22 protein-coding genes are annotated in these 24,331 nt (G+C 47.3%); 15 read left to right on the top strand and 7 right to left on the bottom strand.

What is annotated here, in order from left to right:
* Positions 1-194 precede the first annotated feature (194 nt).
* Complete coding sequence (locus A8707_RS29765; protein WP_082906380.1) at positions 195-350, top strand: BrnA antitoxin family protein; 156 nt, start codon at positions 195-197, stop codon at positions 348-350.
* 66 nt (positions 351-416) lie between these two features.
* Here A8707_RS29765 and A8707_RS15615 read toward each other — a convergent pair whose 3' ends face one another.
* On the bottom strand, positions 417-1,007 hold the full coding sequence (locus A8707_RS15615; protein WP_068818173.1) for a hypothetical protein: 591 nt from the start codon (positions 1,005-1,007) through the stop codon (positions 417-419).
* Between the two features lie 203 nt (positions 1,008-1,210).
* On the opposite strand from A8707_RS15615, the gene A8707_RS15610 reads away from it, so the two are divergent.
* Positions 1,211-2,785, top strand: coding sequence for a caspase family protein (locus A8707_RS15610; RefSeq protein ID WP_068818172.1), 1,575 nt, complete (start codon positions 1,211-1,213; stop codon positions 2,783-2,785).
* A gap of 469 nt (positions 2,786-3,254) precedes the next feature.
* On the opposite strand, the gene A8707_RS28235 is transcribed toward A8707_RS15610, so the two are convergent.
* Positions 3,255-3,431, bottom strand: coding sequence for a hypothetical protein (locus A8707_RS28235; protein WP_156518617.1), 177 nt, complete (start codon positions 3,429-3,431; stop codon positions 3,255-3,257).
* A 140-nt stretch (positions 3,432-3,571) separates the two neighbouring features.
* Between A8707_RS28235 and A8707_RS15605 the strand changes: the two genes are divergently transcribed.
* A complete protein-coding gene (locus A8707_RS15605) occupies positions 3,572-3,823 on the top strand; it encodes a BolA family protein (RefSeq protein WP_068818171.1) in 252 nt (83 codons plus the stop codon).
* A 37-nt stretch (positions 3,824-3,860) separates the two neighbouring features.
* Entirely contained in the window at positions 3,861-4,184 is a 324-nt protein-coding gene (gene grxD, locus A8707_RS15600; RefSeq protein ID WP_068818170.1) for a Grx4 family monothiol glutaredoxin, read from the top strand.
* 108 nt (positions 4,185-4,292) lie between these two features.
* Here grxD and A8707_RS15595 read toward each other — a convergent pair whose 3' ends face one another.
* The gene (locus A8707_RS15595; RefSeq protein WP_068818169.1) at positions 4,293-4,538 is read right to left on the bottom strand and encodes a DUF6761 family protein; all 246 of its coding nucleotides are present in this window, start codon (positions 4,536-4,538) and stop codon (positions 4,293-4,295) included.
* Between the two features lie 297 nt (positions 4,539-4,835).
* Here A8707_RS15595 and A8707_RS15590 point away from each other — a divergent pair, with 297 nt between their 5' ends.
* Positions 4,836-5,621 (top strand): response regulator transcription factor, encoded by a 786-nt coding sequence (locus tag A8707_RS15590; RefSeq protein ID WP_068818168.1) that lies wholly within the window; start codon positions 4,836-4,838, stop codon positions 5,619-5,621.
* Positions 5,622-5,954: 333 nt separating this feature from the next.
* Here A8707_RS15590 and A8707_RS15585 read toward each other — a convergent pair whose 3' ends face one another.
* From A8707_RS15585 to A8707_RS15570, 4 genes are all read right to left on the bottom strand, one after another.
* Entirely contained in the window at positions 5,955-7,340 is a 1,386-nt protein-coding gene (locus A8707_RS15585; protein WP_068818167.1) for a GAF domain-containing sensor histidine kinase, read from the bottom strand.
* A gap of 470 nt (positions 7,341-7,810) precedes the next feature.
* Positions 7,811-8,650 (bottom strand): S-formylglutathione hydrolase, encoded by an 840-nt coding sequence (gene fghA, locus A8707_RS15580; protein WP_068818166.1) that lies wholly within the window; start codon positions 8,648-8,650, stop codon positions 7,811-7,813.
* 5 nt (positions 8,651-8,655) lie between these two features.
* The gene (locus A8707_RS15575; protein WP_068818165.1) at positions 8,656-9,765 is read right to left on the bottom strand and encodes an S-(hydroxymethyl)glutathione dehydrogenase/class III alcohol dehydrogenase; all 1,110 of its coding nucleotides are present in this window, start codon (positions 9,763-9,765) and stop codon (positions 8,656-8,658) included.
* Positions 9,766-10,026: 261 nt separating this feature from the next.
* On the bottom strand, positions 10,027-11,223 hold the full coding sequence (locus tag A8707_RS15570; RefSeq protein WP_082906378.1) for an alpha/beta fold hydrolase: 1,197 nt from the start codon (positions 11,221-11,223) through the stop codon (positions 10,027-10,029).
* A gap of 416 nt (positions 11,224-11,639) precedes the next feature.
* On the opposite strand from A8707_RS15570, the gene A8707_RS15565 reads away from it, so the two are divergent.
* The 10 genes from A8707_RS15565 to A8707_RS15520 all read left to right on the top strand — a co-directional run bounded on the left by A8707_RS15565 (position 11,640) and on the right by A8707_RS15520 (position 24,274).
* Positions 11,640-12,032, top strand: a complete 393-nt coding sequence (locus A8707_RS15565) for a DUF2267 domain-containing protein (RefSeq protein ID WP_068818164.1) — start codon at positions 11,640-11,642, stop codon at positions 12,030-12,032.
* A gap of 998 nt (positions 12,033-13,030) precedes the next feature.
* Positions 13,031-14,113, top strand: coding sequence for a polysaccharide biosynthesis/export family protein (locus A8707_RS15560; protein ID WP_068818163.1), 1,083 nt, complete (start codon positions 13,031-13,033; stop codon positions 14,111-14,113).
* 5 nt (positions 14,114-14,118) lie between these two features.
* Positions 14,119-15,642: a GumC family protein gene (locus A8707_RS15555; RefSeq protein WP_068818162.1), complete on the top strand. Its 1,524-nt coding sequence runs from the start codon at positions 14,119-14,121 to the stop codon at positions 15,640-15,642.
* Positions 15,643-15,868: 226 nt separating this feature from the next.
* Positions 15,869-16,828: a glycosyltransferase family 2 protein gene (locus A8707_RS15550; protein WP_068818161.1), complete on the top strand. Its 960-nt coding sequence runs from the start codon at positions 15,869-15,871 to the stop codon at positions 16,826-16,828.
* Between the two features lie 208 nt (positions 16,829-17,036).
* Entirely contained in the window at positions 17,037-18,296 is a 1,260-nt protein-coding gene (locus A8707_RS15545) for an O-antigen ligase family protein (RefSeq protein ID WP_156518615.1), read from the top strand.
* Between the two features lie 165 nt (positions 18,297-18,461).
* Positions 18,462-19,730, top strand: coding sequence for a lipopolysaccharide biosynthesis protein (locus tag A8707_RS15540; protein ID WP_068818159.1), 1,269 nt, complete (start codon positions 18,462-18,464; stop codon positions 19,728-19,730).
* A 35-nt stretch (positions 19,731-19,765) separates the two neighbouring features.
* Positions 19,766-20,770, top strand: a complete 1,005-nt coding sequence (locus A8707_RS15535; RefSeq protein WP_068818158.1) for a glycosyltransferase family 2 protein — start codon at positions 19,766-19,768, stop codon at positions 20,768-20,770.
* Positions 20,767-21,762, top strand: coding sequence for a beta-1,6-N-acetylglucosaminyltransferase (locus A8707_RS15530; protein ID WP_197484792.1), 996 nt, complete (start codon positions 20,767-20,769; stop codon positions 21,760-21,762). The genes A8707_RS15535 and A8707_RS15530 overlap by 4 nt, the downstream gene beginning before the upstream one ends.
* A 5-nt stretch (positions 21,763-21,767) precedes the next feature.
* Positions 21,768-22,664 carry a DUF6492 family protein gene (locus A8707_RS15525; protein ID WP_068818157.1) on the top strand — a complete coding sequence of 299 codons (897 nt, stop codon included), beginning with the start codon at positions 21,768-21,770 and terminating at the stop codon, positions 22,662-22,664.
* A 392-nt stretch (positions 22,665-23,056) separates the two neighbouring features.
* Positions 23,057-24,274 (top strand): glycosyltransferase family 2 protein, encoded by a 1,218-nt coding sequence (locus A8707_RS15520; RefSeq protein WP_068818156.1) that lies wholly within the window; start codon positions 23,057-23,059, stop codon positions 24,272-24,274.
* The last annotated feature ends 57 nt before the right edge of the window (positions 24,275-24,331 follow it).

The raw sequence follows: 24,331 nt of genomic DNA, 5'->3' as shown, positions 1-24,331 counted from the left end.
ACTTTTTGTCGGAGGTCATCGCTGTAGGGGGCTGGCATCGCTCATTTGAGGGTCTCAACTTCTATAGTATGTCCTAACCTAACTGGCAACGGCTATACCTCTCGTACTAACTGGGCAGCATTGGAATCGACATTAGATGAAGGCATTGATTATTCTAATATTCCGCCTTTGACGATGAGTTTTTTGAGAAGGCAGTGCTGAGAGTTCCGGCGACGCAAGCGAGGAATTTAGTTCAGCTTGACTCGGATGTGATGGCATGGTTTCAATCGCAAGACGAAGAATACAAGACACTGATTAATTCAGTCTTGCGCCATCATATTGAGCAAGGTGACACCCAGAAAACGGCTTAAACGCAGACAAGCGATCGGGATTTTGGTCATCTTTACGACAGATCGCTAAGCCGATCGCCGCAAGATTTATCGCTGCTGATCTTGAGGGTCAGCCTCATTTTGTTGGCTTGGTTGCTGCGTTGGGGGGTTAGGCGTGGTCTGGCTGGGCGTGTTATTAGAAGGCTGTACGGGAGCCGGAGTCACAACCGGAACTGGAGTGGGTGGAGCAGCCACCGTCACCGGAACTGGAGACAGTTGCTCAAACCCCAACAGCGCCGCCGACGTTTTGTAATAAGTTGCCCAACGTCTCGTATCTGGGCGGCTGCTCCACTGCACTCGGCTGACATCCAGAGTCAAAATAGGAGTCTCAGATCCCTGATTGCGCCCGATCACGATCACCGACACTTCGCTGGTGAGAATGTCTCGATCGAAGCTGCGTTGCGCCGCCGCTCTAGCGACAATATCGGCTCTCCGAATCAGAGCATCATAGCTCTCATTGGGCAAGCGATCGAGTGCCACATCCACCCTAGTCGTGTAAGCTTGAACGACTTGCGGCGCGATCGCCCCTTCAGAAACCCAAATGCCACCGGCTATTCCTAGCACCGCAGCAAATCCGATCGCGGTGAGTCTTGGCTTGACAAATCGATGAGGCTGTGGTAGGTGGCGACCGGTAGACATTCTAATTTCCTCTAATTTTGCTGGATGAAACGCTCAAACATCCTCTAATCCAAAATTGATAACTTGGTCTTTAATGTTAGTTCTAGAAAAGAGATTTTTTCTATCATGTCAGCAGTTATGCAGTTCGGCTCACTCTTTTTATAGAGGTAAATCAAACTGTTTAAAGTTAATCCTATCGATTTAATTCATTTGAGGTGTCTGGAATGGTCAACCACTGGGCGATCGCAGTCGGAATTAACTACTATCAATTTCTTCAGCCCTTAAAATTTGCCCAGCAAGATGCCCAGGCGCTGTGTGAATGTTTGGTCACTGAAGCCGGGTTTTTGCCCAATCGCTGCATTCTTTTCACAGACACCTCTCCGTCAGTGACCGGACGATCGACCTACCCCAGTCGCGGCAATCTTGAGGGCTGGTTTGACTACTTTGGTCGAGAACTGATTCAGCCGGGAGATTTGGTTTGGGTGTTTTTTAGCGGCTATGGAGTCTGCTGGAAGGGGCAGGATTATCTGCTGCCGATCGAAGCTAATCCCGCAGACATCGCGACTATGGGAGTGCCTGTACGATCGCTGTTTGACAGTCTCAAAGCGCTGCCGACCCAAGACATTTTGGTGCTGATGGATATTAACCACAGCCAAGCCGCTTTTTTGGGCGAGAAGGTAGGAATTCACATTGCAGAGCTTGCCCGTGAAACTCGCATCTCAACCATTTTGGCAAGCAAACCTGAACAGTTTTCTCATGAGGCAGTAGAGCTGGGTCACGGCTTGTTTACAGCCGCCCTGCTAGAAGGATTGCGCGCTCACCGATGCTCAACGCTGGCGAATTTGGAAGAGTTTCTCAAAAGCCGTCTGCCAGAATTGTGTGAGCATAACGATCGCCCCGTTCAAGACCCTGTGATCGCCCTTGCGTCTCTAGACCAACTCAACTTGGTGATCACTTCAGTTAATTGGACAAAGGCAGACTCGTGGACTCAGGGCGAGGCAAATCCGTTTGAGATGGAGGATGACTTGTTTGACGTGGCAGATCATGAGACTGACCTCTTACCAGACTTGCAGCCCAACCTTTGTGACTTGCCTCCTGACTATTCGCAGCCCGTCGCCCCCTCAATAGGGGTTGAGCCACCGTTCAATGAGTCAAAACCAGAAGTGCCCGTTGATTACGCCGAACCCAGCGCTGCGCCAGTTCCGCAAATTCCAAAACCTGTCTCGCCTCCGATCGCCCGTCCTGCACCAAAGACAGACGCAGAGGATCAAATGTTTTGGGAACGGCTTTTATTGGGCGGCGGAGCGATTTTGCTGCTGCTTTTGGGCGGGGTGTTTGTTCGCAATTGGTCAGCATTTTGGGGACAGAAATCGGCAACCAATTCTCAGCCGGTCGTTCCTCCTTCTGAGATGGTGACAACCCCTAAACCCAATCAGGCGATCGTGCCCAACTCAACCAAGCTACCCACGACCAAGCCATCTCCGACGACTCCAGTTCCTAAAGACAGTCAAACGATTCTCAACGAAGCCAGAGGATTGATTAAGCCGACTTCCGCGTCTGAGGCGAGTAAAGCGATCGAGCGTGCCAGTCAGATTCCGGCAAGTGATCCGCTCTATGCTCAAGCTCAAGTGGATATCGATCGCTGGAGCCGCAACATATTAGAGATTGCTAAAACACGGGCAGCAGATAAGTCTTATAAGCAAGCGATCGCGGCGGCTCAACTGGTTCCTGAAGGTCGCGCTCAAGTGTCTGCCGAGGCGCAAAAAGCGATCGCCGACTGGCAAAAGCGACTCCGTTAATCAGGATATTATTAAGAGTTGAAAATCCCACGCTCACGAGGGTTTCGATTGCTGTGGACTGTTGGGAAATTCTTGGCGATCGCCTATCTCACGATTTGTCTCCTAAGATCTTTGCACCAGCCTCTCCACTACGATTGTCTCCCGCCCGTGAATGGAATTCCGGGCTAGCCTTGCGAAGTCCATTGAAATGGACTGAATTGCCTCAATCCTTCTTTCAGTCCCTTGAGGAGACTTCGCACCGTTAGACCGTGATTGAAAATCACGGTCGGGTGAATGCTAGAAACGAGGAAGTTTTCATCTGGTGCAAGATCTCAGTTTCTAAGGAACGGTACTCCACTCCTGGGAAAAGTAAGAAACACCCCGTTTCATCTCTTCTATTATCCTTGTCATTCAGAGTGTGTTTCTTAGAAGTCACCCTATTCAGCAAGTGGCAGAGTAAGATTGGAAGTTTCGGCTGTTTCCGATCGAGTTAATCCTCACTCAAAAATTCGACTCCGTTGAGAAAGTCCGATCGCTGAAAATGCCGTCTCTCTTTATTCATGGCGTGGAGGATAAATTGATCCCGGTCTCGATCGGCAAAGCCCTCTATGAAGCCGTACCCCAGCCCAGGCAACTGCTGCTGATCCCCCATGCGGGGCACAATCATAGAGATCCTGAGTTTGACAAGCCAGAAAATTTGCAGGTAATTCGAGACTTTGCAAGGCGCGTGGTAAGCACTCCTTGAGAGGAATAACCAACGACCGCTAGAATGAAAGAATAGAGTTTGCAATACTCACAGGAGAACGGATGATTAGCCCGGATCAGGTTGAAGGATTGATCAAGGCTGGATTGCCTGATGCCCAGGTGCAGGTTCAAGACCTTACCGGGGGTGGAGATCACTATCAGGTAACAGTCGTCTCGTCTTTGTTTGAAGGAAAGCGGCGGGTGCAACAGCATCAACTCGTCTATGGTGCCGTGCAGCAAGCGATGGCATCAGAAGCCATTCACGCCTTGGCGCTCAACACTTACACCCCTGAAGAGTGGGCAACCACTCAGTAACCGTTTAGTTGTTTATAAATTCGTTAGAGAGCACATCATGACAGAAGCAACCCACGATCGTATCGGCAGTCTGATCAACGACAACAAAATTATGGTCTTCATGAAGGGCACCAAACTCATGCCCCAGTGCGGGTTTTCTAACAACGTGGTGCAGATTCTCAACACGTTGGGCGTGCCCTACGAAACCGTTGATGTTTTGGCAGATCCTGAAGTCCGTCAGGGCATCAAAGAATATTCAAGCTGGCCCACTATTCCCCAGGTTTATATCAACGGCGAATTTTTGGGTGGCTCTGACATTCTGATCGAGCTATATCAAAAAGGCGAACTTCAGCAAATGGTTGAAGTGGTGATGGCTTCCTGAATCTAGCGCTAGCTTCATCGTTTGAGGGCAACAGAAAGACCTGCTGCCCTTTTTTTGACCGCTCTAAACGCAAGAAGGGCACGTCTAGCAACGCACCCTTACTTTAATTTAGCGATAATCTCGTTCAGGCTCAACCGGACTCTCAAAGTTAGAGGAGTCGTAGAGGAAGCGAGTCATTTCTTCTTCAAGGCGATTAACCTGATAAGGCTCTAAGCCGTTAGTGTGTCTCAGTGCGGAGAGGTAGCCATCGAGATAGAGGCGCATATCGTCGAAACGGTATCCCCGGTTCCATAAACCCACCAAACCGTCTGTGAGTCTCTGGTAGTAGCGAATCGTGAGCGTATCTTGAAGCATAGTGTCTCGCTAAATCGTGAACAGCCTTATGAGTAGAAACGTTACAAGGTGGACAGCTTGATACACAGGCGTAGTTTAACTACACTGAACTATGTAAACGATCTTAACATCAACCCTCTGCATCCCTCCCTATCTTTGTGTTGATATCTCTGGATGAGGGTTGGGCACGATCGTCCCTATTCAAAGTCTAATTTTGGCTGATCGAAAGCCAGAGAACTTGGGGTAGCAGTCGTTACAAACCCATTCCAAGGGGTTTGGTATTGTTAGGTGTAAGCAGTCTCAGGAAAGCCAGCCCCCGTGGGAGCCGTAAACGTTCAAATCATTGAAGGAAACCCGCACCTGCGATCGCTACTTGGGTGGCACTTACAGCAGGCAGGACACCACGTACACCAGTCGGCAGATCTGCATCAAGCGCGAGAGGTCTTTTTAGTCCGACAACCTAACCTGGTGATCCTCGATTCAGAATTGCCTGATGGAGATGGCGTTGAGTTTTGTCGCTGGCTGCGTCAACAGCAGCAGGCAATGATTCTCATGCTTTCTGCTCGGACGACGGAACCCGATATCGTTGAGGGGTTGAGGGCTGGCGCAGATGATTATCTGACCAAGCCATTTGGGATGCAGGAATTTTTAGCGAGAGTCGAGGCACTAACGCGGCGAACTCGTCTAGCGTCTCCCCCGGCTTATCTCGACTATGGTGACCTCAAAATCGATCTGGTGCATCGTCGCGTCAGATTTAAGGGAGAGTTGATTGAGTTGACTCCTCAAGAGTTCAGCTTGCTCTATGTTTTGGCACAGACAGGAGGTGCACCGCTGAGCCGTCAAGACTTGTTGCAGCGAGCATGGCCCGACGCGATCGACAATCCTCGCACGGTTGACACTCACGTCCTCTCTCTTCGCAAGAAAGTAGAGTTAGACCCTCGACAGCCCAATCTCATTCAAACGGTGCGGAATGTCGGCTATCGACTCAATTTAGAAATTCTCAACGCCTCTCTGCCTCCTCAAAATGGGCAGACCAACGGTAGCCAACGCAAGGCGGCGGCTCGTGTGGGTGAGCGAATGGTGATGAGCGATCGTAGAATTTAATCTAAGGTCTAAATTGGGCATTGCTTCATCGATCAATGAAGCAAAGATTTTACCCTCACCCTAGCCCTCTCCCAAAAGGAGAGGCAAGGTGGTTTCATTGTCGCCGGAGGAATTCTGAAAGGCTTATCGCTTCGTTCCCATTGGAGCAACGCTGTGACAAGAGGGAACGAGTTTTCAATACTTTTGAGTTTTCTTCAATGACAATGAAACCACCCTGCCTCTCCTTGGAGAGAGGGATTGGGGGCGAGGGCAATTCATACCTTCAGCAACGCCCAGTTTCGTAGTGCGATAGGAGCAGCTTTCAACTCAAAACATTCTACTCTGGCTCAGTTCTCAGGTTCCTGAGTTTGCTGGAAATTCCATAGTTGCCTGTTCGTCACCTTGCAGAGGAAACTGAAGGATGAACTGCGTTTGATTAGTGCAGCTTCTTACTTCAATCGTTCCATCGAGCCGCTGCACTAGCTTTTTAACGAGTGCCAACCCCAATCCTGTCCCGGCGTGTTTCCAGGGATTCTGATTAGGGATGCGATAAAATTTGTCAAAGATGTATGGCAGTTCAGCGTCTGAGATCATGATTCCCGTGTTGCAGACGCTGATGTGAATCATGGCACCGATCGTTAGAACCCTGACAAGAATGGTGCCGCCGAGAGGAGTGTATTTATAGGCGTTGTTTAGTAGCTCTGTCAAAATTCGCTTTAAGCAAGACTCATCCGTCATTATCGTCGGCAGGTTGGGCGGCACGTCAACGATCAGCACCTGCCCCTGTGCGCGTATCTGCAACTCAAAGCTGTGAGCAACCGCTGGAATCCAGTGGGAAAGAGCGATCGAGTCTTGGTTTAGAGGCTGAATCGTCGCGTCTAGTCGAGCGAGATCCAGCAAATCGTTGATTAGCTCAATCTCACGGTTACATTCTGTTTGCAGAATCTGCACATACTGACCCAGCTTTTCATGAATGGGCAGCATTTGGGCTTGCGGCAGCATGATCTCTAACATCTGAATTGCCATCTTCATCGTCGCCATCGGGCTTCGCAACTCGTGAGAAACCGTGCTGAGAAAGTCGTCTTTGAGTCGATTCAGCCGCTCTAGTTCTTCTACCTGCGATCGAGACGTGCGATATAACCGTGCCTGACGAATGGCGGTTGCACACTGATTGGTAATCTGTTGAGATAATCGCAGCTCTAGTTCTCCAAACACATAGTCTCGGTCAATCACCAGACGCAGATCTCCCAATACTCCCTGCTCGTCAGCGATCGGGCAAAATAGCGTCGTCACTCGCCCTTGAATTGGGTCAGGAGAAACGAGACCCAGTTGAAAGTGCTCTCCCTGCAACAACTGACGATAGAGAATCGGGGATGCAGACATGGGCAAAACCGTCCCCTGCAAAGACAAAAAGGACTCGGAATATTCATATTGAAGGGTGGCGGTGTCTTGCTCCAACTGATAAAGGACAACCTGACAGCGCTTCACGCCCAAGCCCAAACCCACTTCTTCAACCGTCGTCTGAAGAATCTGCGTCTCATCTAAGCTATCGCGCACCTTGTCTGTGATTCGCTTCAGCAAAGATTCAAATTCTAGCGCCTGCCGGAGTTGAGCCGAATATCGATGCTTAGAGTCTTCAGCCAGTCTGCGATCGTGAGCCTGTTTGCTAGTCCGATCGTCAGAGTCAGAACACGTTGCGCTGCTAGATTTGAGTAGAGAGGAATCGCCTCTCTTCGTCATAAATCGGCGCACTATTGCCGAGAAAAAGCTATGCGACGCTAAGAATGCTCTGAAAAGGTCTAGCATCAGGGAAAATTCCGCTAAAACTGTCAAACACTGCTGTTAATTCTGCCCTAAAATCAGCGACTGCTCTTGACTGAAAAGAATAGAGATATCGGCATCTCTCAGAGAAAAACAGTAGAGAGAGGATGAGCGATTTAGGATAGTTGATAACAATCTTCCAGGCACTACTCAGTAGGCGCAATTTAAAGTTAACTCGTGTAGGTGGATTTTGCTCAACCCGCTAGAAGTTCTGACTTTGGGCGGTGTCGTAATTAGAGGGTTTATCTGAGATCTTGCAGCATTCTCAGTCAGCCCGACAACCCGCCCCGAACTTCAGTTCAGGGTGATTAGATGCTATGAACGGGAGGTTTTGATCAGGTGCAGGATCTCAGTTATGGCTAAACTTAACTCTTTTGCCGTTGGGCTAATTATTGGCTGCACAAAATGCTGGCATGATGACGAATGTGATCTTCGATAAACGTGGCAATGAAATAATAACTGTGGTCATAACCCGGTTGCATTCTCAGACTTAGCGCTTGTCCCATTTCAGCACAGGCTTTTTCAAACCTTTCTGGAAAGAGTTGAGTGGTGAGAAATGGATCACTCGTTCCCTGATCAATCAGGATTGATGAGTGAAACTTAGCTTTCTGAATCAGCTCAGTCGCATCATAATCACGCCATCGCGTTTGGTCGGAGCCGAGATAGTTGGAAAACGCTTTTTGACCCCACGCACACTGCATCGGAGCCACGATCGGAGCAAACGCCGAGACAGACTGATAGAGATCGGGGTTTCGCAGCGCACAAACTAACGCCCCATGTCCGCCCATTGAGTGACCCAAGATTCCCTGCTTGTCAGGGTTCACCGGAAAGTTTTGGTGGATCAGTGCGGGTAATTCATCGATAACATAACTGTACATTTGGTAGTGATCGCGCCAGGGTTGCTCGATCGCGTCCACATAAAATCCTGCCCCGGTGCCCAAATCCCAGTCTTTATCTTCGTCGGGCGCTCCAGTCTTGCGAGGACTCGTATCAGGAGCGACGATCATCAGTCCATGTTGGGCGGCAAACTGCTGTGCGCCAGCTTTGACCATAAAGTTCTCTTCGGTGCAGGTGAGACCAGAGAGAAAGTAAAGCACAGGAACGGGGTGTAATTTTGCTTGGGGTGGCTGATAGACTGCAAATCTCATTTCGCTATTGCAAACGGCGGATGAGTGGCTATAGAAGCCAACTTTGCCGCCGAAACAAAGACTTTCATTTAGAAGTTTCATAACGTTTAAAAGGTTAGAACGGCGCGAATCACTTCGCCTCGGTGCATTAAATCAAAGGCTTCGTTAATTTGCGCGATCGGCATTACTTTTGTGACTAAATCATCGATGTTGATTTTGCCATCCATATACCAATCGACAATTTTAGGAACGTCCGATCGTCCTCTTGCTCCTCCAAATGCGCTTCCTTTCCAAACACGCCCTGTCACGAGTTGAAACGGTCGGGTGCTGATTTCTTGTCCTGCTCCTGCAACGCCGACTACCACACTCACGCCCCAGCCTTTATGACAACACTCCAACGCTTGACGCATCACATTGACATTGCCAATGCACTCAAAACTATAGTCGGCTCCACCTTTTGTTAACTCGACGAGATAGGGCACTAAATCTCCGTCGATCTCTTTAGGGTTAACGAAGTGAGTCATGCCAAGTTTCTCAGCGAGGGCACGTTTAGCAGGATTGAGATCGACTCCGATGATCATATTGGCTCCCACCATTCTTGCTGCCTGAACTACGTTTAAGCCAACGCCACCCAGACCAAAAACAACGACGTTTGCCCCTGGCTCTACTTTGGCAGTGTTGACAACGGCTCCGAGTCCGGTGGTAACTCCGCACCCAATCAGACAAACTTTTTCAAACGGCGCGTCTTTTCTGATTTTGGCAACAGCGATTTCGGGCAAAACGGTGTAGTTCGCAAAGGTCGAAGTGCCCATGTAATGATGAATCATTGTGCCGTTGAGCGAGAACCGACTCGTTCCATTTGGCATCATGCCGCGCCCTTGAGTCGATCGGATTGCCTGACACAGATTGGTTTTTTGACTCAAGCAATATTCACAGTTGCGGCACTCTGGCGTGTAGAGCGGAATCACATGATCGCCGGGTTTAACGCTGGTCACGCCTGACCCAATTTCGACGACAATCCCCGCACCTTCGTGTCCTAAGATCGCCGGGAAGAGTCCTTCTGGGTCGGCTCCTGACAGGGTGTAAGCATCTGTGTGGCAGACTCCGGTTGCTTTGATTTCGACTAACACTTCTCCGGCTTGAGGCGGTTCGAGTTTAACCGTTTCTAGGCTGAGAGGGTTTCCGGCTGTGAAGGCAACTGCCGCTTGAATATCCATGACTTGCTCCGATGTAGATAGCCGATCGTAAAGAGCGCGTTGAAGCCACCTTTTACTATCTACTATTTACCATTCACTTCGGGTTCTGTCTCTTAAACTTCTTCTAGAGTCGCTCACCCCATGAGTAAACTTCTTGCAAAAGCCCGAAGATGCCCTCATCCCCCAACCCCTTCTCCCAAATTTGGGAGCAGAGGAGCCAGATTTCAAAGTCCCTCTCCCAAACTTGAGAGAGGGGTGAGGGCAGAAACTTTTGCAGGCGGTCTAGCCGCGATCGTCTCCTAACACTTGGGTCTGAATCCATTGAATTAATTCAGTGTTGACTCGCTCTGGACATTCATCGTGAGCACAATGTCCGGCTGCATCAAGTTCGACGAGTTGCAGGTCTGCGTCATAGCTCAAAAACTGTTGAGCAGACGCTGACGGAATCATCCGATCTTGCTTTCCCCACAGCAAAAGAGACGGAATGTTAATGCGAGTGAGAATCGACTGAACGCTCGGACTAAACTGCGGACTCATCATTCCTTTTAAGATTGCACAGAATGCTTGAGCCGATCCTTGCTCTCGTGTCGGCTTTGTCAAAATCTCTAACAACTCATCGCTGATAGCATCTCTACCCGCGTAAGCAAGACTTGCCCAGTGACGCGTGATCCACGGCTGTTTGAGAATATAAAAGAGGGGATAGAGCACGATCGGAGATGCAAAAATTCTTTGCAGCGATCGCACAAGAGGACGTAGAGCAGACGGAATCGCCTCTTCGTGACTGGCAGTATCAGGCAGACTGATCATCGCCACTCCGCGCACCATATCGGGGTGATTAGCGGCGGTCGCTAAACAGGTGAGTGATCCGATCGAGTTGCCGACTAAAATCACCGGAGTTCCGATAAATGTTTGCCAAAACTCGTGAAGTTGATCAACCCACAGATCGATCGAGTAGGCAATATCAGGTTTATCAGATGCGCCAAAGCCCAGCAAATCGATCGTGTAGACGCTGTGATGCTTTGCCAACTCAGAGATATTTTGTCGCCAGTGCCCGATCGAGCCGCCAAACCCATGCACCAAAATGATAGGCACCTGACTTCGAGGGTTTGGCATCACGGCATGATGAGTCTTCCAGCCTCGCCACAGTGAACTCTGCTGATACCCATATTTTTGAATTAGCTCTTTTGCAGAAGGCACAGAAACCTGAATTTTAGGAAGGGCAGACCGAGGAATAAACGTCTCTAGCGCCTCATAAAGGGCTTCTTCATTTGTCAGGTTAGGATTTAGAACTAGCCAACAGACTGCCAAAAAGACGATCGTAAACAGTTGAGTGATGTCAGTTGCTGAGAGGACTCCATCAGCAGCGCTGTTGATAACTCGATCGCCAATCGCAACCAGCCAGGCAAGATTTCCAAACTGCCAAAAATCATCTCTCAGTTGGTTAGAAAATTCGGGCGAAATGCTGCGATCGTAATTCATATTGCATTGCCGCTAAAATCTGCTTCTTCTGGAAAAATAGAAGTCTCAAGTCGCTGCTGTTAAAAGAGCTAACAGGATAAAACCCTACTATTCACATAAGTACACATTCGCTCAATTTCGGCGAAACAACCTCTATAGATAGTTCAAGATTTGGCAAGAATGCTCTTTTCAACTCCTAACCTTTGCACTCCTACTAATGCCTTTAGACAGATTTTATCTAGTTGAGACCTAGTTCAATGAATGATATTGAGTTTAGTGTGCAGGATGGACATTGCCGTCCAATTACAGGTCAAACCCAAAATAGAAGTTTCTTGACCCCTGTTCTCTGACACAAGGTAGAGACAATTAGCTTCGCCGCTCTACACAATTGAGAAGCGTGTTCGTTAACACCAACTGCAACATTCAGGAGATAAGACGTGAAATACGACGAATTTATCAAATATGTGCAAAGTTTGACACAAACTGACTCTCGCGAAGACGCTGAAAAAGCAACCCAAATCACGCTAGAAACATTGAAAGAAAGAATTGTGGGTGATGAGGCGAGTCAGCTAGCGGCTCAACTTCCTGAAAAGATTGCGAAATATCTTAGGGGGCGCGAAGGACAAGGGGGAGGTCATTTCAAAATCGAAGAGTTTTACCAGCGCATCTGCGATCGAGGAAACGTTGAGCCGGAGACAGCCGCAATCTATGCAAGAGGGGTCTTTGCTGTTCTTGAATCAGCCGTTAGCCCAGGTGAGTTTGCAGACGTTAAGGTCAACCTTTCTGAAGACTACGACGAGCTTTTTATAACTCCTGCTAGCCTGCATTAACTCGCTTCTAACACCCAAATGATTGCTGTAGGGACGTTGTTTTTCACGTCCCTTTTTTTTGAAAAGTTATGACTCAGCGCTGGCTCGCGATGGTCGTCTAATCGTTAACATCAGAATTTACAAGCAGTTTTGGCGCTGCTGAATCGATCGCTGAAGCACAGATTTTACCCTCATCCTAGCCCTCTCCCAAAAGGAGAGAGGACAAGAGTTCTGACTCTTTTCTCCCTAGGGAGAAGGGTTGAGCAAAGCTCTCGCCCCACTTCGTGAGGAGGGCATTTCACATCTGCATTCAGCAACGCCGCAGTTTCCATTCCTTCTTAAGCAATAATCCTTAACCTCTTCTCATACTTAACGGTGTGTATCTTCTTCTAAGTAATACTGTCTAGAAGATTTTCTTTCGTGAAGCTACTCTTGATCGCTTTTCTATCAAATTCTTACGAATGGAAAAAACTAATGAGGAAAACTTCAATCAATTGTGTTTTTAAGGGCATTCTGTTGTGATAAGAGGCAGCAGATGTACAGAGACGAATATACAGTGAACAGCAGTTGTTCTCGCGCCAGGGTTGGTAAGTAGACAGACTTGATTAAACATAAAATGCGGGAGATGCCCTCACCCCAGCCCTCTCCCGCAGGAGAGGGAGCCAGAATCTAGTTCCCCTTCTCCTTGGGGAGAAGGGGTTAGGGAATGAGGGTCTTCAGTTTAATTGTGCCTACCTACTTATACCTTGTACACAAAGCGAAAAGCAGAGGTAAGCTGGTCGAGAACCCGCTCAGTCATGATGTTGCAAGAAATGATGATTGCTACCTATGAATGGCTTCAGCTCAACGCCAGAGTTGTAGCAAGATCACAGAAAGCCAGTTAGAGTGCATAAAAGTTCTAAATAATAGACGTATTTGCCCCGATATTTTCAGCCAACCAATGGGTAGACTTTAGACGCATACAGATTAGTTCTGTAGCGAAATGAAACAAAGTTGGGTTCAACAAGTCAGATTGACCTATGTCATTTAATAAGTCTGCTATTCTCCTACTTGCTGTCGGTGTCACACTGCTAAAAGTGACCCCTGCATCTGCACTGCCACTCTCACCGGGCGATCGCCTTCGCCTATTCATCCCTGCTGATGCTGATCTCCCAGAATCTCAGCGGATTAGCGGTCTATATGAAGTCAACCTTGACGGAACTCTGCAATTCCCCTTTCTCGACCCCGTTCCGGCTGCTGGATTAGAGCTTCCTCAAGTCGAGCAGCAATTAAGCCGCATCCTCATCGAAAAAGGTTTATTTAGAGCAAACGGACTGCGAGTCAGTATCAAGGTCTTTCAATGGGCACCCGTTCAGGTCACGGTGTCAGGTGCCACGTTTGAACCCGGTCGAGTGTTGATTAACAGCCAGCCAACTAACTCCACGAGTGGCAACCTAGTGAGCATCCCGACTCCGATCGCGGGCACTATTCCCGTTTCGGGCAACTATCCTCCTGAGCGCTACCTAACCGCCGCAATTCGCGCCGCAGGGGGAGTTAAGCCAGATGCTGACATTAAAAACATTCGCCTGATTCGCAATAGTCGAACCCAAGTGGTTGATTTATCAGGTGTGCTTTCTGGCGAGTCAGAGCAAGATGTTCCTTTGATTGCAGGCGATCAGGTGGTCGTTCCTCGTTTAGAGAAGATTCAAAATGATCTGGTGCGCCCTTCGCAGTTAACTCCTTTAATTGTTCCAATCTTTGTCTCAAACTCGACGACCCCCAACCCAACCGGGGGGATAAATCGCGCTACCGAGTTAGCCTATGGAACGCGCTTCTCAAATGCTGTCGTTTCGGCAGGGTGTGTGGGTGGAAACATCTCCACCAATGCAAAGCGCCGAGTCACTCTAATGCAGACCGATCGTACAACCGGGAAAACAACCGTCATCGATCAACCTGTCGAGACCCTTCTAAGAAATTCTACTGATAATATCAACAATCCTTTTCTCATGCCGCGAGATGGAATCGTCTGCTACGACTCTAAAACCGAGAATACATCAGGGATTGTTCGCTTTATCTCTGACATCCTTAATCCCTTCAACATAATAAGAGGGTTATTCCGTTAAAGCTTATGAATGAGCTAACAAAAGCCTCCTATCCTTCCGAGCCTTCTCTAGAGCGCAATGACTGGCAGGGCTATCTGCTCTTAGGTCTGGTTGCAAATGCTTCTATCTGGGGGTTGTCTCTTCTGTTCCTGAACGTTGCCAAACCTATTTATACCAGTCAATGGGCGCTCACTTTGCCTTCTAGTCGCTCTAGCAGCAGCGTCAACCTGCCTCAAATCGGTGGAGGAAGTTCGCAAGTCAGTTCTCCCTTTGACATCAAGACTCAAGACCCGCGCGAAAACTATAAGTACATCGTGACAAGCGAGTCTGTTTTAGCAGAAGCGGCTAAACAGTTGAACATGACGGTTCAGAAGTTTGGTGAGCCTCGCGTTAAGATTGTTGATAGCTCTACCCTCATGACGTTTGAGGTCAAGGGCAGCACTCCTCAAGAATCTAAAGATAAGTCGATCGCGCTCTATCAAGCATTTGAGGCAAGGCTCGTTCAACTGAGACAGCAAGAGGCGATTGAGAAGAATCAAGGCATCAAGGCAGCCTTAAAAGATTCGCAGCAAAACCTTGAATCAACCCAAGAGCGTCTTTCTAGCTATAAAGCTCGTTCGGGGTTAGTGTCTAATAGCCAGATTGATCAGCTATCTAGCGCGATCGAAGATTTGCGTAAGCAAAGAGCCGTAGTTCTAGCAGACCAGCAGCAAGCGGGTGCCCGGTTAAAACAGCTATCTGCTAATTTAAATATTTCTGCGCCCCAAGCCGCCGAAGCGTTTACCTTAAATTCAGATCAACTGTTTCTCCGTAATCTCCAAGACTACAGCACAGCGACGGCTGAGACTGATCTTCTGAGCGCTAGACTAGGACCCAACCACCCAGCGATCGTTCAACAACGAATAAAGCAAGAAGCCGCTAGAGCCGCGATGCTCGATCGTAGTCAATCGCTTTTGGGAAGGTCGGTCAACCCAGCGACTTTAGATCAACTGAACCTTGGCACCAGCACCAACGACGTGAGGACGGGCAGCGCACGCGATACCCTCTTTCAAGAAGTGATCACTGCCCAAGTCGCCGAACAAGGGTTTCGCGCTAGCGCTGCAACCTTAGAGCGGCAGATCGCTCAACTAGAAGCAAAGCTTAAGACGCTGGGTCAATATGGTTCTGCGCTAGATGGGTTGAAGCGAGACATGCAGATCTCTGAGGCGGTTTTCTCTTCAACGTTGGGTAGCTTAAACCTTGGTAAGGCAGAGCTATTTGGCTCCTATCCCCAAGTTCAACTCATTTCAGACCCTAGCTTGCCTGAAACCCCTAGCTCACCCAAGAAAACATTTGTGTTAGTAGGCACAGCACTAGGCTCTATTCTCCTATCGACTGGGATTCTGGGCTTGTGGTTTCGCAAGCGCAAGAAGGGAATGTCTAGACAAGCTTCAGCCCTGGAATTAAATGCTTATTCAGACCCTAGATCTCCGATCGGAGATTCAAAGTCTAACAGAGCAATTGACTTGGGGTCTTATCCAGATGCAGAGGCTAATCCTTCTAAGCTCTAGCCTACACTTGCAGCTAGAAAGGAAGTCACTGATGACGAATACTGCTTTCGGGCAATCTTCCTTTCCTTTGTGTCCGGCTCGTCCTGTCTCCGTCCGAGATCAAGGCGTTAAACTAAGCCCTTTGATTACCTGTTAGAAACCTTCATGAAGGTTCATTAAAAGCTTATAAAATTCTGCATTACTCAATCGTCATAAGCAAGTTCGTTCGCAATAGAAGGCAAGATTTATGTCGATCGTATCTGTGATCATTCCCGCATACAACTCTGAGAAGACTATCCTAGCAACGCTCGAATCAGTGCAAGGGCAAACTTTTTCTGACTTCGAGCTGATTGTGATTGATGATGGCTCAACCGATCGTACCGTTGATTTAGCAAACACGCTGCAAGATTCACGGCTCAAGGTTTTCTCCTATCAGAACGGGGGCGTTTCAGTCGCTCGCAATCGAGGGATCCAGCACGCAAGCGGAGATTTCATTTCATTCATTGATGCAGATGATCTATGGCTGCCAGACAAATTACAGCTTCAGCTAGAATCTCTACAAAAGAATCCAGAAGCAGGAGTCGCTTATAGTTGGACTACTTTTGTAGACGAGAAAGGCACTGTTTTATACACACAAGAACCCGTTTTTCACGAAGGCAACGTCTATCCTCAATTGCTTGTTGAAAACTTCATTCTCAATGGCTCTAACGTTCTGATTCGCAGGCGGTTTGTCGAGGCTGTAGGAAACTTTCATGCTTCTCTAAGATATGCAGAAGACTGGGAGTTTTACATACGGCTAGCGAATCTGTGCACGTTTGTTGTGGTGCCAAAGCATCAAATTATCTACTTACGTTCATCGCAGTCAGCAACGTCTAATGTGGACGAAATGGAGAGAGACCTCATAGCTCACATCACGAAAGTTTTTCAAACAGTTCCATCAAAGTTTCAATCTCTTAAAAACCTCAGCTTGGCTTGTGCTTATCGATATCTTGCTCAACAATATATCAGCTATGAACTGACTGCTGCTGCTGTGAGCCAAGCTGGTCAAAAGCTGAGGCAAGCAGTTCGTCTTGAACCCAAAATTCTCTTGGATAAGCACACTCAAAAGTTAGCAATTAAGCTGTTTTTGATGCAGATTTTGCCCTATGAGTTTGTCAGCAACCTTAAAAAATCAATACGCAAACCTTCACTAAATTCTCATTCCTAACAACTTAAATCTCTTAACTAAACTTTTGACCTGGTGAAATGTAATTAAGTGGGAGCTTCATTGTCCTTTAAAGCGTTAGAAATTATGGTTCTCTAGGTACTTGGACGCTCAAACTGAACGGATTTATGTCTGGTTAATAACTATAGCTCTCACGGTTCTCCAAAGTAACGTTTATCTTCAATTAACTTCGTATGTAGTGAGTCTAGAAGTGCTTAAACCTCAGAATCTTGAAGAAAAGCTAGTCTGGTACTCCATCATTGGCACCTATGGAATTAACTTTCTGGGGGCACTATATGTTTGGATACCTGTACTTGCCTGGCTATTGGCAGGGCGCTTAGGGGTAAAACTTTGGCAGCAACCTGAAGACTCTCCTCCTCAAGAGAGAATCACCATCCCATTATCAATCTGGGTGTGGGTTATCAGTATGTTATTCATGGAACTGACTGTAGTCATGTCTCATATTGACTTTGATCTGGGATGGACAAAGATTGCTTCTAGCACGATCGTCTGGTCAAGATCATGGGCACTAATGGCACTGTTTCCGATCGCAGGTTGTCTTCCATCTATTCGCCCCCGTTTAGTGTATCGAGCGATTTGTATCGTCTGTGCACAAAGTATTGTTTTTGCGCTGCTTGCTTTTTTGGCTTTCAAAGCCAGCTTTTATCCTGCCTATTTGACCCCTTGGTGGTATCTCTTCCGAGGAGATCCGCAAGTCTACACGGTTGCGATATTCGGGCTACCGCCGGGTGACGGCTTGGATGCTGAGTTCCGTCTCAATTTGTTCACTCCCTTCGCTAATACCCTGGGAATTGTAGGAGCTGTCTTTTTCTTTCTAGCAATTCAAGAATCTGATAAACGGTGGAAATGGGCAGGTGCGATCGGCGCAGCAATCATGGTTATTTTCTCCTTCTCTCGAATGACAACCCTTTGTCTAGTCATTGTTCCTGCCCTAACTTGGTTGCTTACCAACTTTACCTGGCATATGCGTCTCGTAGGGGGATTGGCTAGTTTCTTGCTGGGTCTATTCGGCACACTAGCTCTAGATTCTGCCCGAACTTTCTATGAAGCAACCTTTGTGAACTTTCGACAAGGTTCAGAGAAGGTTAGAAGTAAGCTTGCAGAGATCGCGCTCTATAAATGGGAGACTGAAGCTCAAACGTGGGGACATGGTTTTGTGACTGAACGAGGACCTGAAACAACAGAAGGAATTCCGATCGGAACTCATAATCAATGGCCTGACCTTCTTTATTTAAGGGGCACGATCGGGTTCTTTGCATTCCTAGTTCCTTTGCTGTGGACATTTGCAGATCTGTTGATTAAAGCTCAAAAGAGCCAAACTGCCAAAGTAGGATTGACCATCGTTGTTCTCCTTGTGGTTTGTACGAGTGGTGCAAACGTCGAGGCGGCAACTTATCTCTACTGGCCCGGCTTGCTCATTCTAGGAATGGCATTTCAGGCGAAGGAATGAGGGTTGCTTTCTCGAAGATATGGGGATTACTGACATAGTGATGGGTAAGAGGTTAGTTTCCAAAGATTCGGAAATCTCTATATTCTGTTCATCAAGCTTCAGCAATGGCTAGTTGCTCTATTCTTCTGAGTGCCGAGCATCAATTCCATCCAATCACATCAAATTATGGGCTTTATAGAGCAACTCAGTAGCAAAGTCAGGAAAAAGTTTTCTAGCCAGTTTGTTCGCAATATTAGCTGGTTAGGGCTTTCGGAATTGATTCCTCGAATTTGCCGCCTAGGAGTCGTGGTGATTCTGGCACGCTTTCTAAACTCTTATGACTATGGTTTAGCAGCGATCGTGCTAGCAGTGTCAGAATTCACGCGTGTATTTATGGATTTTGGCGTAAACGCAAAGATCATTCAAGCTGACGACGCGAACGTGGAAGAACTGAGCAACTCTGGCTACTGGTTAAACTGGGTCATTTTTGTCAGCCTATTTATTATTCAGAGTCTGGTTGCTTTCCCAGTTTCCTGGTTTTACCACGATAACCAGTTGATCTTACCAATTTGTGCCGCTGGAATCCCTTATCTAATCTGGCCTTTATCCGCTGTTCAAAATGCTTTAATTCAACGAGAAAATCGACTGAAGATCACAGCACTTCACAATACGGTGCAAAACTCCCTCAGCTATCTTCTCTCAGCGCTTCTTGCTTCCCAACATTTTGGCTTGTGGTCGATCGTATTACCAGGGGTGCTAGTAGCTCCGGTTGGTGTGATAATTTATAACGTTAATTATGACTGGAAGCCTACCTCCGGATTCACAACCCATCGCTGGAATGAAATTGTTAGCTTTGGCAAAAATATCTTAGGCGGACAACTTCTCAAAGCGGTAAGAAACAACTTAGACTATTTAATTGTTGGTCGATTCTTGGGTATAGAGCAATTAGGCATTTATTTCTTTGGCTTTAATGCAGGGCTAGGAATCAGTCTGAGTATTATCAGCGCCTTGGGAACAGCAATTTTTCCCTATCTTTGCGAAGCGCGCTCAGAGCCTGCGAAGTTTAAGCAGCGTTATTTTAACGGTCTCAAAACTATTTCATTCGTGATCATTCCTCTCGTTTTATTGCAAGTAAGTTTGGCTCCCATCTATGTGCCTATTCTCTTCAGCCCTAAATGGGTTGTGGCTGTTCCGGTGCTGATGCTGATCTGTTTGTCTGCAATTCCTCGACCTTTCGCAGATGCCGCCTCTCAGCTATTGGTGGCGGTCGGCAAGCCTCACTTAGTATTGCGGTGGGATGTGTTGTTCAGCACATTGTTTCTAGCTGCGCTGTTGATTGGGGTGCAGTGGCAGGCGGTTGGCGTTGCGGCTGCCGTTCTTATCATCCATCTGATGGCGATGCCCTTGTTTACCCTCTGGGCAACTTACTCCATTTTTCCTAGGCTCAAACATTAAGCAACCTGTTCATTAAGAGTTACAGCAACTGAGCGATGAAAAAAGTCTCTGTTATCGTCCCCATTTACAATGTTGAGAGCTACGTTGAGTCTACAGTTCAGTCAGTCTTGAATCAGACTTATCAGAACTTTGAACTCCTCATGATTGATGATGGCTCTCCCGATCGCAGTGCCGAAATTTGCCAGCGATTTACTGATCCCCGGCTGACATTAATTCGTCAAGCCAATCGTGGTTTAGCAGGAGCTAGAAACACAGGAATTCGTCATGCACAAGGAGCTTATATAGCTTTTTTAGATGGTGATGACCTCTGGCTTCCAGATAAATTAGAAAAGCACGTTCACCACTTAAAAAATTCTCCAAACGTAGGACTTAGTTTTAGCCGTTCTGAATTTATTGACGAATCTGGAAATCGTTCAGGCACTTACACAATGCCTAAACTAATAGAAATTACGCCCCCTGACCTACTGCGAGATAACCCGATCGGAAATGGTTCGGCAGCGGTGTTGAGGCGAGAAGTATTGGATGCGATCGCATTTCAGGACAACCGCTTGGGAAGTGAAGAAACGGTCTACTTTGACGAACACTTCCGGCAAGCCGAAGACCTTGAATGCTGGTTACGCATTGCGATTCAAACCGAGTGGCGACTTGAGGGTATTTCTGATGCTTTGACCCTCTATCGAGTTAACTCAGGAGGATTGTCTGCCAACCTGCTCAAGCAGTTTGATTTTCTAGAAAAGGTGCTTGAGAAAACTCGTACCTACGCGCCTGACCTTATTGCTGAATGGGAAGACACAGCCAGAGCTTATCTGTTCCGATATTTAGCTCGAAGTGCAGTGCGAATGAAATCCAGTTCGATGGCAGTTAGTCTGATGCATCGCGCTTTAATGAGTCACTGGCAGATCGTTTTAGAGCAACCCCGACGGACTCTAATGACTTTGGCTGCTGCCTATCTACTCAAGCTTTTACCCCGCTCTATTTATCAACAGATTGAGAGACTCACAGCTAAACGAACTCGTTCACTGACTGAAGCAAAGCTATGATTAAAATCCTTTATATTATTCAAACCTTTAAAGCTCCAGAGCAAATCCAGCGATTGGTGCAAATCATCAAGCGATCGAGTGCAAGTTCTGAAATCATCATCAGTCACGACTACACGGTCAGTCATCTAGACGTGGAGCCACTGCAAGCTTTGGGCGCTCAAGTCCTGAAGCTCAACGGTAAAGGAGGGCGCGGAGACTTCTCAATGCTTCAGGGTTATCTAGATGCGATCGAGTGGGCTTATGATCATCAGATTCAATTTGATTGGGTGATCAATCTTTCTGGTCAAGATTATCCAACTCAGCCACTTTTAATGATTGAGCAGTTTTTAGAACTGACTCACTACGACGGTTTTCTCAGCTATTTTGAAGCTTTTTCTGATACTAAAGAAAATCCTTGGGGAAGCCGGGAAGGGCGTAATCGCTACTTGTATCAGTATTGGCGATCGGGGCTTGTCATTCCTAAGCAGACACTTCAAAGCAGAGCGCTTGGTCGATTGGAACTTGCGATCGAGAAAGTTCAGCCTTTCCTAAGAGTTTTTTCAATCTATGACTGTTTGATGGTGGGTGCTAATGCTCATTCACCCATATTTGACGAAAAATTCTTATGCTACGGCGGCTCTTACTATCACGCTCTTTCCAGCAAATGCGTCAGATATCTATATGATTTTTCTCAACAAAGCCCGCAGGTAGTTGAATATTATCGCAGAACAGTGTGCCCTAATGAGTCGTTCATCCAAACTATCTTAATCAACAGTGGGCTGTTCAATTTTTGCAATGACTGCAAACGTTATCTTGATTTTGCCAGCGAAGAGGATAGCAGCCGCCCTCGCACGCTTAGAGCTAAAGATTATCCAGTGTTAATTCAGGACAACATTCACTTTGCGAGAAAGTTTGAGCCAGCCCAAGATAGCGAAATTTTGGACTTGTTAGATGCAAAAATACTTCAAAATCCACAAAGTTTGAAGACTTCAATTGATCTTTTACATTCATAATAACCATGAATCCCTTTAGTTCCGCGATTATTACTCCTAGCTATGCTCCAGATTTTGAGCGATGCCGACTACTATCCTGGAGCATTGAACAGTTTGTAACTCCTTCAGCTACCCACTACATCATCGTTCCAGCTAAAGATCTTTCTCTTTTCAGTCAATTAAAAAAGCCAAATACAGAAATAGTCACCGTCGAGTCAATATTACCCTGGTGGGTTCAGCGTCTTCCGATCGTTAAAAACGGCTGGTTGAACTTTAAGACTGGGTTTGTTCGCAATTGGCTGTTGCAGCAAGTTGTTAAGCTTGCCGTTCCTCAACAGGTGAGTGAAGATATCTTGGTCTACATTGATTCGGATGTGACGTTTATCCGCCCAATGGATCTAGAAAGTTTTGTGGATGGAGATCGAGTTCGACTTTTACATATTCCTAACCAGTTAACCCCAGAATTTGCAGCAGAATTTCCAATACAGGATAAATGGCTTAATGCGACAGGCCAATTACTTGGGCTACCTGCAACTCCTCTCCCAAAACCAGGATATGTTGGGCAAGTCATCACGTGGAGGCGAGATAACGCTCTAAAGTTGCATCGGCACCTTGAGAAGGTTTCTGGACGAGGATGGGTAGAAGCGGTCTGTAATTCATGGCATCTGTCTGAATACTTGTTGTATGGCACTTTTGTTGATCAAGTTCTTCAACAGCAATCTGGTCACTTCTACGATACGGAAGGCATCTGTTACGAATATTGGGGAGACCAAACACTGTCAGACCAGCAACTGCAAAAGTTTTTATCAGAGATGCCATCAAGAGCGAAAGCCATCATGATATCAGCTAAGGCAGATATTCCTCCAGGACGATATGAGACTTTTGTAAAGAGTTCTCAAACCTATGGGTTTAGGTCTAGTTGAAGAAACATAAAAGCTTACGCTGTGGGATGTCTCTAAAGATAGAGATATTGAAATTGGTTCCTCGTATGAAAGTAATCTACGAGTGTCTTACTTTTTACTGATCAAGTATTACACTCTACCTTCAATACTCTGGACATTTTTTGAGATGGATACTGAAACCCGTATTCCACCGTTGGCGTTTGCCTCAGTGATGATGCTGGAAACCTCATTCTGCCGTTGGCGGTTTAAAATTGTCCAGCCTATTGTCTAAGGTAGGTAGTTTTTCCCTTGAGGTCGTCCACTCTAATGAAACAAAGTTTGTGCAAACCTCTAGTAAGGTCAATTTGCTCATGAGTCTGTGGATTCTACGCTCTAAATCTATTTCTACAAGAATCGAGCAAGGTGGTAGCTAAATGTCGATCAGTCAGCTTTTGCTCTTGGGGATCGACACCGTTCTGTGCTTTGGTGCCTCTAGCATTCTGTTTTTAAGCCTGATTCTTTTGACCGAGTGCGCTGCTGCCCTGTTTCCAACGTCTTCGATCGCAAGTCAACATCATTGGCAAGATATTAGAGTTGCTGTGTTAGTGCCCGCTCATAATGAAGAGAGGGGCATCTCGTCTACATTAATTGGGCTGTCATCTGTTTTAAAACAGCAGGATCGCCTCATAGTGATTGCAGACAACTGTAGTGATGCAACCGCTGAAGTCGCCCGTGGAGGAGGCGCGATCGTCATTGAGCGCCACGATCTAGCCCACACAGGCAAAGGGTATGCATTGGACTTTGGATTGCGCTTCCTTGAAACTGACCCGCCTGATGTGGTGGTCATTGTCGATGCCGATTGTCAAGTTGAGCTGGGAGCGATCGCAACCCTAAGCCAACGAGCGATCTTACTGGAACGCCCGATGCAGGCAACCTATCTAATGGAAAAGCCTTCTCAGGCTACTCCCAAGCACGCTATCTCTGCTTTTGCTTTTAAGGTGAAAAATTTGGTTCGTCCCAGTGGGCTTTTGCGCTTTGGGTTGCCTTGCTTGTTAACGGGGACGGGGATGGCTTTTCCGTGGTCGGTCATTCGATCGGCGGATTTGGCAACTGGTCATATTGTTGAGGATATGAAACTCGGCTTAGATTTGACGATCGCTGGCTATCCTCCTGTTTTTTGCCCAGATGCGACTGTAACGGGCTGTCTACCTCAGCACGATCGAGCGGCTGAGACTCAAAGAACTCGCTGGGAGCATGGGCATCTTCAGTCAATCTTGACTTACGTTCCGGTTCTGGTGAAAGCTTCATTGCAGAAGAGGCGAGTTGATTTGTTAGCCCTTGCCTTAGATCTGTGCGTTCCCCCGCTCTCTCTCTTAGTTGTTTTGTGGATAGGCTGCACGCTAAGTTCTCTAGCGGCGGTTTTCTTAGGCGCATCGTGGATACCCGTGGGTGTTTTGGCGATCGCCGGGTTAGTGCTCATGAGTGCAGTCTTGGCAGCTTGGGCAAAGTTTGGACGAGTTGACCTGCCGTTGCGCGAGTTGCTTGCGGTTCCTTTCTACATTCTGTGGAAAGTTCCGCTCTACCTCAAGTTTTTGATTCGTCCTCAAAAAGCGTGGGTGAGAACTGAACGAGATGAGGTCAAGTCAAACTGACGTAGCGTCCAGACGAGTGGAAACCTTCTGAACGATGACGAACGCTTTTAATCTTGT

The sequence above is a fragment of the Phormidesmis priestleyi BC1401 genome (assembly GCF_001650195.1).
GTDB lineage: Bacteria > Cyanobacteriota > Cyanobacteriia > Leptolyngbyales > Leptolyngbyaceae > Phormidesmis_A > Phormidesmis_A priestleyi_B.
Note: the sequence above shows the minus strand (reverse complement) of the source record. Positions and strands in the feature narration are given on the sequence as shown.

Coding starts and splice junctions, on each gene's coding strand:
- A8707_RS15615 (WP_068818173.1), bottom strand. CDS start 1,007: ATGTCTACCGGTCGCCACCTACCACAGCCTCATCGATTTGTCAAGCCA.
- A8707_RS15585 (WP_068818167.1), bottom strand. CDS start 7,340: ATGACGAAGAGAGGCGATTCCTCTCTACTCAAATCTAGCAGCGCAACG.
- A8707_RS28235 (WP_156518617.1), bottom strand. CDS start 3,431: ATGATTGTGCCCCGCATGGGGGATCAGCAGCAGTTGCCTGGGCTGGGG.
- A8707_RS15525 (WP_068818157.1), top strand. CDS start 21,768: ATGAATCCCTTTAGTTCCGCGATTATTACTCCTAGCTATGCTCCAGAT.
- A8707_RS15605 (WP_068818171.1), top strand. CDS start 3,572: ATGATTAGCCCGGATCAGGTTGAAGGATTGATCAAGGCTGGATTGCCT.
- A8707_RS15535 (WP_068818158.1), top strand. CDS start 19,766: ATGAAAAAAGTCTCTGTTATCGTCCCCATTTACAATGTTGAGAGCTAC.
- A8707_RS15520 (WP_068818156.1), top strand. CDS start 23,057: ATGTCGATCAGTCAGCTTTTGCTCTTGGGGATCGACACCGTTCTGTGC.
- A8707_RS15560 (WP_068818163.1), top strand. CDS start 13,031: ATGTCATTTAATAAGTCTGCTATTCTCCTACTTGCTGTCGGTGTCACA.
- A8707_RS15610 (WP_068818172.1), top strand. CDS start 1,211: ATGGTCAACCACTGGGCGATCGCAGTCGGAATTAACTACTATCAATTT.
- A8707_RS15595 (WP_068818169.1), bottom strand. CDS start 4,538: ATGCTTCAAGATACGCTCACGATTCGCTACTACCAGAGACTCACAGAC.
- A8707_RS15530 (WP_197484792.1), top strand. CDS start 20,767: ATGATTAAAATCCTTTATATTATTCAAACCTTTAAAGCTCCAGAGCAA.
- grxD (WP_068818170.1), top strand. CDS start 3,861: ATGACAGAAGCAACCCACGATCGTATCGGCAGTCTGATCAACGACAAC.
- A8707_RS15550 (WP_068818161.1), top strand. CDS start 15,869: ATGTCGATCGTATCTGTGATCATTCCCGCATACAACTCTGAGAAGACT.
- fghA (WP_068818166.1), bottom strand. CDS start 8,650: ATGAAACTTCTAAATGAAAGTCTTTGTTTCGGCGGCAAAGTTGGCTTC.
- A8707_RS15570 (WP_082906378.1), bottom strand. CDS start 11,223: ATGAATTACGATCGCAGCATTTCGCCCGAATTTTCTAACCAACTGAGA.
- A8707_RS15540 (WP_068818159.1), top strand. CDS start 18,462: ATGGGCTTTATAGAGCAACTCAGTAGCAAAGTCAGGAAAAAGTTTTCT.
- A8707_RS15555 (WP_068818162.1), top strand. CDS start 14,119: ATGAATGAGCTAACAAAAGCCTCCTATCCTTCCGAGCCTTCTCTAGAG.
- A8707_RS15575 (WP_068818165.1), bottom strand. CDS start 9,765: ATGGATATTCAAGCGGCAGTTGCCTTCACAGCCGGAAACCCTCTCAGC.